This is a genomic window from Alteromonas sp., assembly GCF_984505615.1.
Window position 1 is genome coordinate 1 of record NZ_CFHOXV010000031.1, and the last position, 13675, is coordinate 13675.

At 49.5% G+C, this 13675-nt stretch carries 13 protein-coding genes and 2 tRNA genes; 10 read left to right on the forward strand and 5 right to left on the reverse strand.

Features of this window, described 5'->3' with window-relative positions; all coding sequences use genetic code 11:
* The first annotated feature begins 5 nt into the window (after positions 1–5).
* The 3 genes from AC4PME_RS15050 (at position 6) to AC4PME_RS15060 (ending at position 1782) form a co-directional block, all read left to right on the forward strand.
* Positions 6–81: transfer RNA gene (locus tag AC4PME_RS15050), tRNA-Gln, on the forward strand.
* 43 nt (positions 82–124) lie between these two features.
* Positions 125–200: transfer RNA gene (locus AC4PME_RS15055), tRNA-Gln, on the forward strand.
* Between the two features lie 178 nt (positions 201–378).
* Positions 379–1782, forward strand: coding sequence for an alanine/glycine:cation symporter family protein (locus AC4PME_RS15060; protein ID WP_491046414.1), 1404 nt, complete (start codon positions 379–381; stop codon positions 1780–1782).
* Between the two features lie 85 nt (positions 1783–1867).
* Here the strand turns inward: AC4PME_RS15060 and AC4PME_RS15065 are convergent, their stop codons facing one another.
* Together AC4PME_RS15065 and AC4PME_RS15070 are read right to left on the reverse strand one after the other, a co-directional pair.
* Positions 1868–2047, reverse strand: coding sequence for a hypothetical protein (locus AC4PME_RS15065; RefSeq protein WP_119501764.1), 180 nt, complete (start codon positions 2045–2047; stop codon positions 1868–1870).
* Positions 2035–3213 carry an FAD-dependent monooxygenase gene (locus AC4PME_RS15070; protein ID WP_491046413.1) on the reverse strand — a complete coding sequence of 393 codons (1179 nt, stop codon included), beginning with the start codon at positions 3211–3213 and terminating at the stop codon, positions 2035–2037. Before AC4PME_RS15070 ends, AC4PME_RS15065 begins: the two co-directional genes overlap by 13 nt.
* 250 nt (positions 3214–3463) lie before the next feature.
* Here AC4PME_RS15070 and miaB point away from each other — a divergent pair, with 250 nt between their 5' ends.
* From miaB to AC4PME_RS15105, 7 genes are all read left to right on the forward strand, one after another.
* Positions 3464–4900: a tRNA (N6-isopentenyl adenosine(37)-C2)-methylthiotransferase MiaB gene (gene miaB / locus AC4PME_RS15075; RefSeq protein WP_119501766.1), complete on the forward strand. Its 1437-nt coding sequence runs from the start codon at positions 3464–3466 to the stop codon at positions 4898–4900.
* 29 nt (positions 4901–4929) lie between these two features.
* Positions 4930–5991, forward strand: a complete 1062-nt coding sequence (locus AC4PME_RS15080; RefSeq protein ID WP_119501767.1) for a PhoH family protein — start codon at positions 4930–4932, stop codon at positions 5989–5991.
* Between the two features lie 56 nt (positions 5992–6047).
* Positions 6048–6461 (forward strand): rRNA maturation RNase YbeY, encoded by a 414-nt coding sequence (gene ybeY / locus AC4PME_RS15085; RefSeq protein ID WP_491046417.1) that lies wholly within the window; start codon positions 6048–6050, stop codon positions 6459–6461.
* 32 nt (positions 6462–6493) lie between these two features.
* Positions 6494–7351: a CorC family transporter gene (locus tag AC4PME_RS15090; protein WP_119501769.1), complete on the forward strand. Its 858-nt coding sequence runs from the start codon at positions 6494–6496 to the stop codon at positions 7349–7351.
* Between the two features lie 36 nt (positions 7352–7387).
* Positions 7388–8854 carry an apolipoprotein N-acyltransferase gene (gene lnt / locus AC4PME_RS15095; protein WP_491046416.1) on the forward strand — a complete coding sequence of 489 codons (1467 nt, stop codon included), beginning with the start codon at positions 7388–7390 and terminating at the stop codon, positions 8852–8854.
* 164 nt (positions 8855–9018) lie between these two features.
* The gene (locus AC4PME_RS15100) at positions 9019–10281 is read left to right on the forward strand and encodes a Xaa-Pro dipeptidase (protein ID WP_491046415.1); all 1263 of its coding nucleotides are present in this window, start codon (positions 9019–9021) and stop codon (positions 10279–10281) included.
* Positions 10282–10428: 147 nt separating this feature from the next.
* On the forward strand, positions 10429–10860 hold the full coding sequence (locus tag AC4PME_RS15105; protein WP_491046412.1) for an Hsp20 family protein: 432 nt from the start codon (positions 10429–10431) through the stop codon (positions 10858–10860).
* Here the strand turns inward: AC4PME_RS15105 and AC4PME_RS15110 are convergent.
* The 3 genes from AC4PME_RS15110 to greA form a co-directional block, all read right to left on the reverse strand.
* Positions 10830–11771, reverse strand: coding sequence for a tetratricopeptide repeat protein (locus tag AC4PME_RS15110; RefSeq protein ID WP_491046411.1), 942 nt, complete (start codon positions 11769–11771; stop codon positions 10830–10832). The two genes, AC4PME_RS15105 and AC4PME_RS15110, sit on opposite strands and share 31 nt — an antisense overlap.
* A 303-nt stretch (positions 11772–12074) precedes the next feature.
* Complete coding sequence (locus AC4PME_RS15115; RefSeq protein ID WP_491046410.1) at positions 12075–13079, reverse strand: alpha/beta hydrolase; 1005 nt, start codon at positions 13077–13079, stop codon at positions 12075–12077.
* A gap of 98 nt (positions 13080–13177) precedes the next feature.
* Positions 13178–13654 carry a transcription elongation factor GreA gene (gene greA, locus AC4PME_RS15120; protein ID WP_119501775.1) on the reverse strand — a complete coding sequence of 159 codons (477 nt, stop codon included), beginning with the start codon at positions 13652–13654 and terminating at the stop codon, positions 13178–13180.
* Between the last annotated feature and the right edge of the window lie 21 nt (positions 13655–13675).

Below are 13675 nucleotides of genomic sequence, written 5' to 3' on the forward strand. Positions count from 1 at the left end.
TTGATTGGGGTATAGCCAAGTTGGTAAGGCAGCGGGTTTTGATCCCGCCATCCGTTGGTTCGAGTCCAGCTACCCCAGCCATTATTTCGTTATGTTGAATCCATTCAGCTAACACCCAGTTGATTGGGGTATAGCCAAGTTGGTAAGGCAGCGGGTTTTGATCCCGCCATCCGTTGGTTCGAGTCCAGCTACCCCAGCCATATTATAGAAAAACCAGTCTTTTGACTGGTTTTTTTATGCCTGTTTTTCAGTGCGTTGAAAATTCAAAAAACAGAGATATTTATGCAAACACGGGTTGTATAGCCTTTTCCCCCTGCCCTGTTCTGATAAGATAGCCGGACAATAAAGAAGATCTATTATAAATAACAAGGAATTCATGTGATAAACGATATCGTATCGGCCGTAAATAATGTGCTGTGGGGTGACGGCCAGGTCCTTATCGTCATGTTGCTCGGGTGTGGTCTCTGGTTCACCTGGAAACTCGGCGCGGTACAACTCCGTCATTTCACCCATATGTTCTCGTTGATGAAAGGCAGTACTTCCACAACGAAAGAAGGTATCAGTTCATTTCAGGCATTGTGCACCAGCTTATCCGCCCGTGTAGGTACCGGTAACCTGGCCGGTGTGGCAGTAGCAATTTCTCTTGGCGGCGCAGGCGCTATTTTCTGGATGTGGGTTATTGCCTTTTTGGGCATGGCTACCGGTTTTGCCGAAAGCGTTCTCGGTCAGCTTTATAAGGTGAAAGATGAGAACGGTGAATACCGGGGTGGTCCGGCTTATTACATTAAACAAGGACTGAATAAAACCTGGCTGGCAGTGGCCTTTTCACTCTGTCTGTTTTTCGGTTACGGTTTCGTATTCAGTGCGGTGCAGGCAAATACCATTACCGATGCACTGAACAACGCCTACAGTTTCAATCCGCTTTATTCCGGTCTGGTGATTATTGCTCTGGCATCACTCATTGTTGTGGGTGGTTTGCGGGGTATTGCCCGCTTTGCAGAATGGATTGTGCCCTTCATGGCAATTGGCTATGTGATAGCGGCGCTGCTTATTGTGGCTTTCAACATCACTGAATTGCCTGCCGTACTGATTTCGATTATCAAGTCTGCATTCGGCTTACAGGAAGCCGGTGCCGGTATGCTGGGGGCTGCCGTGAAAAATGGTATCCAGCGCGGCCTTTATTCCAATGAGGCTGGTTCAGGCAGTGTACCCCATGCAGCAGCCAGTGCCGCACCTACGCCAAATCATCCGGTATCTCAGGGCTACATTCAGATGCTGGGGGTTTTTGTTGATACCATGATCCTGTGTACGGCGACAGCGTTTATCATTTTACTGGCAGGCGGTGAAGCAACCGGTCAGATGGAAGGTATTGGCATGACTCAGGCAGCGATGACGAAACACATCGGAATGGGTGGTGAAGACTTTGTTGCCGCAGCAATTTGCCTGTTCTCATTCACCTCGGTGGTTGCGAACTACGCCTACGGCGAAAGTAACCTGCATATGTTCAAACTGGACAACAAACCGGGCCGCATTGCCTACACTGCCGGCTACCTTATTATGATCCTGTGGGGCTCTCAGGCAGCTTTGCCCACTGTTTGGGCAATGGCTGACATGGCACTGGGACTGATGACAGTAATAAACATCATCGCCATTGTCTGGATGACGCCCACTATCGTCTCCATCAGTAAAGACTATTTTGCCAAACACGACCGTGGCGGTGACATGGAATACAAAACCGGTGACTGCGAAATTCAGGGTAAAAGCGAAGACGGTATCTGGTAAGCAAAAAAACTTACCGGCAAGATCAACAAAACCGTGAGCCGCGCTCACGGTTTTGTCGTTTTAACATCGCTGAACGGAATTGCTGTCAGCCCTGCATCATCATTCTTATTAGCTGAATAACCAGAGAAATCATCACCAGCGGCCAAATCCAGCGGCTGATTTTGCTTGCTGTTTCCGGACTCACCCGCATTTTGGAGCGTTCAATTAACGGCACAATAATAAACAGCGCCAGAAATAACACACCCAGTAAGATCAGAACTTCCATTCGTCCATCCCCATTGCATACTTCAATACCTGTTCTTTCACCGGCCCGGCCATATCCGCACCTTTCAGCATCAGGTTTCTTAACCACTTAACTGGGGGTATTTTATTACTAAACAAGAGGTAAAAGCCGTCCATCGCCGACATCATCAGGGCATTGTCTTTCATTCTCGGGCGTTCATATTCTGTTTTCAGTCTGTGGTAAAACTCATCACTTTGAGGTTTGCAGTCGCCGGTCAGAGCCAGTAAAGCCGATACATCTTTAAAGCCGAGATTCACGCCCTGCCCTGCCAGCGGATTTATTGTATGCGCTGCATCTCCGGCTAATATGACACCCGGCCGCACATAGTCTGAAGCATGTGAACGCGTGAGCACAAAACCGGCCTTACTGACGATACGGAATTCAGGTAAAAGACGGGGAAAATGACTAAGAATTTCCTCAGTTAACGCTTTGTCGTTCAAGCCTTGCAACTGCTTTATGCGTTCGCCGCTGTCGTACCAGATCAACGAAGCAAACTGGCCGTACATGGGAAGCAATGCTCTGGGTCCGGAAGGATAAAACTGCTGCCAGGTTTCACCCTCAAAAGCATCTGCACCTTCGATAATAATGCCCATTGCCTGCTGGCCGTACTGCCAGCCAGTGGAACCAATTTGCGCCAGTGCTCTCACACGACTGCGGGCCCCATCAGCCCCGATAAGGTAACGGCATTGCAAACTTTCACCGTTTTCCAGTGTGACCCGTGTGATGGCCGTGGATTCATCAACCTCATAGGATTGCAAACTGGTTTGCGTCATCCAGTCCACTGGCAAATCTGCCAGAACACGGTGACAGCCTAACTGGATAAGACGGTTCTCAACAAAATATCCCAGTTGAGTCTGGCCAATACTTTGTGCATTGAAGCGGGTGGCCATATCCGGATTTTCCCACACAGACAGGGTATCGTAGGGCCGCACCCGCATGGCTTCAATGTGCTCCCATGCCCCCAGCGCCCGTAATAAATCCACAGACGTCAGGCTGATAGCAGACAAACGCAGATCCGGCGGCTGACTGTATTGAAATGGCTGCGGCTGCACCGTTTCAATGATGGCTATTTTATATCCCTGCTGCGCCAGCCCTGATGCCAGCGCTGCGCCAACCATTCCACCACCATTGATACAAAAATCGTACATAACATCTCCTGAAGCGATAGCGCATTATGACCTAAACCGGCAGCGACTACCATGAAGCCAATGTCATACTGTTGCTATAGATCAGCAAGCTATACTAAACAGTATTAAACTGCGGAACAGATTTAAGGAACCACTGGGCAAACAGCTTCTCAACAGGTAAAATACGCGGCTATTTTGAACACTAGCCGGCTGTCTTACGGGTTTAGCCCGTGGTTTTTAATGCCGCAACACCTGAAATCGTGACGTGAATATGACCAAAAAGCTGTATATCAAAACCTGGGGCTGTCAGATGAACGAGTATGACTCGGAGAAAATGGCAGATCTGCTGGATTCTACCCACGGTTATTCGCTTGCGCAGGAAGCAGAAGAGGCGGACGTGATCCTGCTGAACACTTGTTCTATCCGTGAAAAAGCACAGGAAAAGGTGTTTCACCAGTTAGGTCGCTGGAAAAATCTGAAAAAAGACAAACCCGAACTCATTATCGGCGTGGGTGGCTGTGTCGCCTCACAGGAAGGCGACCATATCCGTCAGCGCGCACCGTTCGTAGATCTGGTATTCGGTCCGCAAACCCTGCACCGTTTACCGGAAATGATTAAGCAACTTCAGGGCGGTGCCGGTTCCGTAGTGGATGTCAGTTTCCCTGAAATTGAAAAGTTTGATTCACTGCCTGAACCCCGCGCAGAAGGTCCCACGGCTTTCGTTTCAATTATGGAAGGGTGTTCCAAGTACTGCACATTCTGCGTTGTACCCTACACCCGTGGTGAAGAAGTCAGCCGTCCCGTTGATGACGTGATTCTGGAAATCGCGCAGTTAGCTGAACAGGGCGTAAGGGAAGTGAACCTGTTAGGCCAGAACGTAAACGCATTCCGTGGCGAGCATCATGACGGCACCATTTGCCGCTTTGCCGAACTTCTGGAAATGGTCGCAGCCATCGACGGCATTGACCGTATCCGTTACACCACGTCACATCCGGTGGAGTTCACCGATGACATTATCGCCGCGTACGAAACAATTCCCGAGCTGGTAAACCATCTTCACCTGCCTGTTCAGAGCGGTTCCGACCGTATTCTCAACATGATGAAACGTGGTCACACGGCACTGGAATACAAATCGAAAATCCGCAAGCTGAAGAAAGTACGTCCTGACATTTGCATGTCTTCAGACTTCATCATCGGCTATCCGGGTGAAACCGATGCAGATTTTGAAGCGACCATGGATCTGATTCAGGCCATCGATTATGACCTGAGCTTCAGTTTCATTTACAGCGCACGTCCGGGTACACCTGCTGCTGATGCCGTGGATGATGTCAGCGAAGACGTGAAGAAGCAGCGCCTGCACCTGTTGCAGCAACGCATCACCCAGCAGGCATTGCGCATTGCCCGTCATATGGTGGGCACTGAGCAGCGTATTCTGGTAGAAGGCCCGTCGAAAAAGAACCCGATGGAGCTGTCCGGCCGTACTGAAAATAACCGTGTGGTGAACTTTGAAGGTTCACCGGACATGATTGGCGAATTCGTGGATGTGAAAATTACAGACGTCTTTACCAATTCACTGCGTGGTGATGTGGTTCGCCGCGAAAAGGATATGGGCTTGCGTGTGGCAGTTTCGCCCCAATCTATTACAGCAAAGCGTCACGGGGAAACTCCTGATGCACTGGGCGTGGGTCAGTTTGTCCCTGCCGTTTAAATTGATGAATAAGCGAGGAATAGCATAACTTGAGTACTCTGGTAAGCAACGAAGTCATATTAGAACCTGCTGACAATAAACGTCTGTCCAGCCTGTGCGGCCCGTTTGATGACAACATCAAACAAATCGAACGCAGGCTTGGTGTAGAAATCAGTTACCGTAATAACGCCTTTAAAGTGTCAGGCGAGGCCCTTCAGGCCAACGGTGTAGCAGAGCTGCTCAAGTTACTGTATATCGAAACTCAGCCTGTTAAAGGCCTTATCCCGCAACTGGAACCGGAGCAGGTACACCTGGCCATTCAGGAAGCCCGTTTCCCGGAGCGCAGTGAATCAACGGTTTACGGCAAAGAAGTTAATATCAAAACTAAGCGGGGTGTCATTAAGCCCCGTAATCCGAACCAGGCACAATACGTTGCCAATGTGGTTAATCATGATATTACGTTCGGTATCGGCCCTGCCGGTACGGGTAAAACCTATCTGGCTGTAGCCTGTGCGGTTGATGCCCTTGAACGTCAGGAAGTACGCCGTATTCTGCTTACCCGCCCTGCTGTTGAAGCCGGTGAAAAACTGGGTTTCCTGCCGGGTGATTTATCTCAGAAAGTCGACCCGTATCTGCGTCCCCTTTACGATGCCCTGTTTGAAATGCTTGGCTTCGAAAAGGTAGAAAAACTGATGGAACGCAACGTAATCGAAGTTGCGCCGCTGGCTTATATGCGTGGCCGTACACTGAACGATGCGTTTATCATTCTGGATGAAAGCCAGAATACCACCACTGAACAAATGAAAATGTTCTTAACCCGTATTGGTTTTAATTCCAAAGCGGTGATCACCGGTGACATCACCCAGGTCGACCTGCCCCGTGGCGTGCGTTCAGGGCTGAGAAACAGTATTGAAGTACTGGAAGGTGTATCTGACATTTCATTTAACTTCTTTAAAGCTGAAGACGTTGTGCGTCACCCTGTGGTGGCCAGAATCGTACAGGCCTATGAGAAGTTTGATGGTGAACAGGAAAAAATCCGTCAGGCAAAACGTGCTGCCGCCGAACAGGAAAAGCAGCAAAATGCCGGTGACGACAGTAAGGACAAGCCGTGACGGCAGTCATCGATTTTCAGCAAGCTTATGCGCCGGAAGACTCCGTTTCGGCGCACATTCCAACAGAAGTTCAACTTTCTCTCTGGGCCAACACCATCTTCTCTCAACTGGATATCAGCGATAAAGAACTGACCATCCGCTTTGTAGATGAAGAAGAATCACAAACCCTCAACAGAGATTACCGCGGTAAAGATAAGCCGACCAATGTACTGTCATTTCCCTTTGAATGCCCGCCGGGTGTACCACTGAATCTGCTCGGTGACCTGGTCATTTGTGCGCCGGTTATCAGCCGTGAAGCACAAGAGCAGCATAAGCCGGTAACCAACCATTATGCCCACATGGTGGTGCACGGTATCCTGCATCTGATAGGCTACGACCACATCGATGATGATGAAGCCGAAGAAATGGAATCTCTGGAAATTGAGATTTTAGCGCAATTATCCATTGACGATCCTTACCGGGATCTTTAACTTTTATATTTCACACACTACAAAAGACGATTATGAGCGAAGACAGCCCTCACTCTACCAACGGCTCGACGAACAAAAGTTGGTTAGATAAATTAAGACTGACATTTTCCGGCGAGCCGAGAAGTAAGGAAGATCTGGTAGACGTTATTACAGAAGCCGAACAACGGGAACTGATTGACCCCCAGACCAGAGAAATGATTGAAGGCGTTATCGGTGTCAACGAAATGCGCGTACGGGATATCATGATCCCCAGAACGCAAATGACTACTATTGATATCGACCAGAAGGTAGAAGAGTTTCTGCCTAAAATTCTGGACACAGCCCACTCTCGCTTTCCTGTTATCAGCGAAGACAAGGACCATATCGAAGGTATTTTACTGGCAAAAGATCTGCTCAGCTATGCATTCAGTCCGGATAAGGCCTTTGAGTTAAAAGATGTACTTCGTCCGGCGGTCATTGTGCCGGAAAGTAAACGGGTAGACGTTCTGCTCAAAGAATTCCGCCAGCAACGCTACCACATGGCTATTGTTGTGGACGAATATGGTGGTGTATCCGGTCTGGTTACCATTGAAGACATTCTGGAACTGATTGTCGGTGAAATTGAAGATGAATATGACATCGACGAAAATGGTACAGACGACATTAAACCACTGAATAAATCTACCTACACCGTTAAAGCATTAACGCCGGTGGATGACTTCAATGAGTTTTTCAAGACGACATTCGATGAAGAAGAAGCGGATACGATTGGCGGTATTGTACTGAAAGCATTCGGGCACATGCCGGAAACCGGTGACGAAATTACCGTCAGCGATATTCACTTCAAAATTACCAACTCCGACAAGCGCCGTCTGGTGCAGCTCAAGGTTACCGTACCCTCCATGGAGTAATCTCCCCTGAAAGCGTTTATTCCCTATCTGTTGGCACTGCTTAGCGGTGCCAGTTTAACCTTTGCCTATGCCCCGTTTTCGCTCTGGCCCGTCACATTCGTGGCGCTGGCCCTGGCCATCCGCCAACTGGTAAAAACGCAACGTCCCTTCTTAACCGGCTGGTTGTTCGGTCTGGGCTGGTTTGGTGCCGGCATCAGCTGGGTGCATGTCAGTATCGCTGATTTTGGCGGCTTGCCCGTGGTGTTGTCAGTGGGACTCATGCTCATTCTGTGCGGGTATCTTGCATTGTATCCTGCAACCGCGCTCTGGGCTGCAAGACGCTGGTTTCCTGCCAGGTTATGGCCGCTTGCCCTGCCGTTTCTCTGGGTCGTTGCTGAATGGCTGAGAAGCTGGATGCTGAGCGGCTTCCCCTGGTTATCGGTGGGCTACAGCCAAATCAACAGTCCGCTGGCAGGCTGGGCGCCGGTAGCCGGCGAAACCGGCATTACAGCGATTATTATTGCCCTTGCAGCAGCACTGGCAGTATTCAGAGTCAGAACCCAATGGCCGGCGATAGCGGTTATTTTTACAGTTAGCCTCGTATCAGGCTGGCTGCTGAAGAAAGTTAACTGGGTGGAAACCGCCGGTGTGCACTCTATTGCCATGGTTCAGGGCAATATTGCCCAGTCACTGCGCTGGGTACCGGAACAGGATATTCCCACCATGGAAAAATACCGTGGGTTAACCATGCCATTGTGGGACAACGATCTGGTGATATGGCCTGAGGCTGCTGTCCCCAAACTGGAACTGATGGCGACAGACTTTCTGCAAGCCATGGACCGCCAGGCAGTAAGCACAAACACAGCACTCATAACCGGTATTGTTAATTACAACTGGGAGTCTGAAGAAGCGTGGAATAATCTGCTGGTGCTCGGGCGCAAAACACCGGACGATACGCAGGCCCGTTACCATTATTTCCATGCCAACCGGTATGCCAAGCACCACCTGCTGCCCATCGGTGAATTTGTGCCTTTTGAAGACATATTAAGACCGCTGGCCCCGTTGTTTGATTTACCTATGTCTTCATTCTCCCGCGGAGACTTTGAACAAACAAACCTGATAGCCAACGGGATCCGCCTGGCACCGGCAATTTGCTTTGAAATAGCCTTTCCCCGTCAGGTTTCGGCCAATGTCCACAGCGATACAGACATGATCATCACGGTAAGTAATGACGCCTGGTTTGGTCACTCCCACGGTCCGGCACAACATCTGGATATTGCCCGTATGCGGGCAGTTGAAACCGGCCGGCCGGTACTGCGGGCAACCAACAATGGTATTACCGCGTTTATTAATGAAAAGGGCGATGTGACCTCTGTTCTGCCGCAGTTTGAAGCTGGCAGCCTGGTGTCTGACGTCGCAGCCAAACATGGTCTTACACCTTACAACCGCGCCGGAGATATACCGGTATGGTTTGTCAGCGGATTACTCCTTTGCATTGCGCTGTATCTTAAACGCACACATTAACCCTTCTGACAGCGTACTTGTGCCTTTCTAAGGCACAAGTACACGTTCTTCTTCCTCTTTTTTGCGATAATTGTCAGCCAAATTTCCCGCTGATTGGGTAAAGTATGGCTGTTGACAGGACAGTTCCGGAAATACCAATGAAAATCAAAAGAATACACACATACATGATGGCCGGTTCGCTGGCGCTTACCAGTTTATTTACGCTGGCTAATCCCCTTGTTATTACCGCAGATCGCATGGTCGATGTGAAAGCCGGTAAGGTTATCGAATCCGCCGTGGTGATTATCGAAGATGATGTGATTGTTCAGGCCGGCCACAGCAAAAAAATTGCCATACCGGACAACGCTGAAGTCATGGCGCTGGGTGATTACACATTAATGCCGGGTTTGATGGACATGCACGTTCATCTGACCAGCGACCCCACAAAACACGGCTACTCATCGCTGTCTGTTTCCGTTCCCCGTGCTGCCATTACTGGTGTTAAACATGCAAAAGATACGCTGATGGCGGGTTTCACCACGGTCCGGAACGTTGGCGCACCGGGCTTTACCGATGTTGCGCTGCGTGATGCCATCAATGACGGTGATGTTCAGGGTCCGCGCATGTTTGTGGCCGGCCCGTCACTGGGTGTTACCGGTGGTCACTGCGACAATAATCTTCTCCCCTATGGCTATCACGATAAAAGCGAAGGCGTTGCTGATGGTCCGTGGGAAGTACGCAAGAAAGTACGTGAAAACATCAAATACGGCGCTACTGTTATTAAGTTCTGCGCCACCGGTGGTGTTTTATCTAAAGGTACAAAAGTCGGTGCCCAGCAGTACACCGAAGAAGAAATGCAGGCACTGATTGAAGAAGCCCATTTACGCGGCCTCACCGTGGCCACGCACGCTCACGGCACCAGCGGCATAAAAGCGGCAATCCGTTCCGGTGTGGACTCTGTAGAACATGTCAGTTTACTGGATGATGAAGCCATCGAACTGGCGAAAAAACACGGCACGTACTTTTCCATGGACGTGTACGTCACAGAATATATTCTCGGCGAGGGTGAAAAGGCCGGTATTCTGCCGGAAAGCCTCGCTAAAGAACGCATTGTAGGCACCAAACAACGGGAGAATTTCCGAAAAGCGGTGAAGGCCGGCGTCAACATGGTATTCGGCTCAGACGCCGGTGTTTACCCTCACGGGGACAATGGCAAACAGTTCGCCCGCATGGTGACCTGGGGTATGACACCCATGGAGGCCATTCAGGCTGCCACCATTAATTCGGCGACATTACTGAAGCAACAGGAATCACTTGGCAGCATTGAAGCGGGCCGGAAAGCTGACGTCATTGCAGTAAAAGGCAACCCTCTTGATGATATGGCGCTGATGGAAGATGTAGGCCTGGTGGTCAAAGACGGACAAATCGTAAAATGCCTCGCGATGTAGCCCTTCATGCCGGCGGCAACTTTCCCACTCGCCGCCGGTGCCGCTTTCTGACATAATCAAACCTTTACAGGCTGGTGCTTAAATAAGAGGCTGGCCTTTTATGTTGCCCGTTACGGGAACTCACGCCTTTTGCTTAACAGGACAGGTATGCCTACTATCGACTTAACTCCCCTTTACCGCTCTTTTATCGGCTCAGACCATCTGGCTACCTTAATTGAAGCTGCGAACCGCGCAGAAAAGCAAAGCAGCTATCCGCCGTACAACATTGAACTGATTGACGAGTTTAAGTACCGCATCACAATGGCTGTAGCGGGTTTCAGTCAGCAGGACGTGATTGTGGAAGTGCAGGACAATACCTTACGGATTGCCGGTAAAAAGCTGGCCGATCCTAAGCAGGCAGAGCGCAAATTCCTGCACAAGGGCATTTCTGAGCGGGGTTTTGAACGTAAGTTCCAGTTAGGTGACAACGTAAAAGTGATGGCGGCCGATATGGCACTCGGCCTGCTGCATATTGATTTACAACGTCTTATCCCGGAAGCGAAAAAGCCTCAGCGCATTTCCATCGGCGGCGGAGACTGACCGGCTTGTGTCTGTAATTTCCGGTAAAGTGGCATATGATGCTTATGCACGTTACCGGGATCTATCTTAGCCAGTGCGGCGATAGCAGCCTCTTTCTTACCTTCGATAAAGTCCAGTTCCGCCAGTCTCAGCCGGATGTAGGTTTTATCGCCCGTTTCATACGTACCCAGTGCCTGGTCAAGGGCATGACCCGCCTGCATGAAATAATAACGTGACTGCTTATACTCACCTTTTTTCAGATAGACGACCCCCAGATTGGTGTACCCATAAGAAAGTTGTAACGGCTCGTTCTTACTTTCGTAGGCTTCTGCCACATAGCCGTAATATTGCAATGCTTTGTCGTAATCCTTTATAAAAAATGCTACATGTGCGATTGCCATATGCAAAGGCGCTTTCGCATCAGGATTACGGATATTTTCAGTACGCCTTACCGCCCAGTCAGCCAGTTCGCTGGCAGCGTCATAATCTTTGAGGTAGTTGTGGAGAATGATGAGTTCTGCAAGACGCCGTGGATCGGGGGCATACTCTGCCGAACGCATAATTAAATCACGGGCAAGATGAGCGTATTCTGTTCCCTGCGCTGTCTCACCGCTACTTAACAGCTTCTTGGCATAAATGGTGTAAACCACAATTTTGAAGACATCAGGGGCATCCGTCATGTCAGCATAACCGCTGAGTTCCTGACGGGTCAGAGACAGGTTATCCAAATCCCACCGTGCAGACAGGTTGTAGTACATCAACATGTACCAGTCCCGGCTTCCGGCAGCAGTATTTTTCAGTAACTGACGGGTTTCATTTTTACAGTCCACAGCACTGGCAAGACAACTGTCAAGACTGGTGTAAGACAACGCATTAACGCTTCCTGAAATCAGGAAAGACAAACTTATAATTATACGGATGGTGTCGCGCACGACTGGTTCTCCGTCTGGCAGACATCTAAAGCAATACTTCCTTACCAGTGCGCAAAAGGATGAAACTCTCTCATAAACCCTGTTGTCCTGAGACAACGTCGTTTATCAGAAAACTCATAGTAAGGTGTGATTTCCACACCGGCATAAACCTTTTATTTTTCCGTAATTATTTGTTCTGCATCTCCATTTGCGCCACATCGGTGCATTATATCGTAAATAATGCGTAAAAAGGCTTTTTAAATGAAGAAAAGACGACAAGTGCAGGCAGGGAAAGCCTGCACAGAAAGAGAATAAACGACTGTTTTACTGAGCAGTGCGTGCAGCAGACAGCGCAGGCCGGTGATTACCCGCATGCTCCAGCCAGTTCATCAACACCTGATGTTCGGTATCGCTGATCCCGATGACTGACATGTGCGTTTCGTCATCATTTACGATTCGGGTAACATTTGCCAGCTTTGACCAGCCGTTGGCGCGGCGAATATTACTGACGAGATCCTGATCAGAACCGTAGGTGAGAATAGGCACCTTCAGTGCAGGTAAATCTGCAAACATATCTGTCTGCTCAACAGAGAGCCCAGCCCGCTTCAGCGCCAGTTCTGCGCCGGCTCGAATGGATGAATCAGGTACCAGCTTGCTTAAACGGGGTTTAAACGTATGGGCGACACCAATGGTAGCGCGGTCAAACCGGTCCATAGGGGCCAGTAAGACCAGTCCGGCCACAGACTCCAGCTTTCTGGCTGTTTTCACCGCAGCTAAAGCGCCCATGGAGTGACCAACAAGGTAAACAGGCTCTTCAGTGATATCCACGGTGTGGTCGATAAATTCGGCAAGCAAGTCTGCATCACGCACACCAAACCCCAGCGGTGCAGAGGACTCGCCCTGCCCCATCAAATCAGGTTCGATGACGCGGAATCCCAATGCCTGAAAATAGAAACCGGTACTCATCCAGCTTTCTTTTTTCGCGCCGTAACCGTGAAGTAAAACAACGGTGCCGGAAAATTGCCCGACATCACGGGGAGCAATTGTCACTTCTTTCAAAAAGCTGAACTGGTTACCAAAATCCCGCGATACGGTAAAAGACATACTGGGAAGCTGACGGATAACAGCACCGCCATCTTTATAAGGAATACAATAGGATGAGCGCTCACTACACCACTGCTTCTCAACCACGCCCCATTGGGCATACATCTGGTCCAGTGTGGCCTGTTCGTAGTGAATTAATTGCGCGGGTGATTCGATGCGCTCTGCTACCATCCGTGAGCAGCCACTGAGTAAGATCAGGACTAAAAGTAATAATGAATGTTTCACGAACGGTACCGTACTACACATCAATTGCCGTTGCGGCTTTATCCGCTGAGGGCGTTGGTTAAAGGAAGCGGAAAGCCGGAGACTTTCCGCCATCAATATCAGATATATTCCACTTCGGTAATTTCGAACTCGACAGTACCTGCCGGTGTCTGGATATTTACCACATCATCCAGTTCTTTACCGATAAGACCACGGGCGATAGGAGAATTCACTGAAATCAGATTATTTTTGATATCAGCTTCATCATCACCCACGATACGGTAAGTGGTTTCAGCATCAGTTTCCAGATTCATTATGGTAACTGTAGTACCAAAAATGACCTTACCGGTATTATCCATTTTGGTAACATCGATGATTTGCGCGTTAGATAACTTTCCTTCGATGTCCTGAATTCGACCTTCACAGAAGCTCTGTTCTTCACGGGCAGCATGATACTCGGCATTCTCTTTCAGGTCGCCGTGCTCACGGGCTTCGGCAATAGAAGCGATAATACGCGGGCGGGTAACTGTTTTTAATTCATTTAATTCTTTGCGCAATAACTCTGCGCCACGAGCGGTCATCGGATACTGACTCATGGTGTTTCTCACTTATTTTGA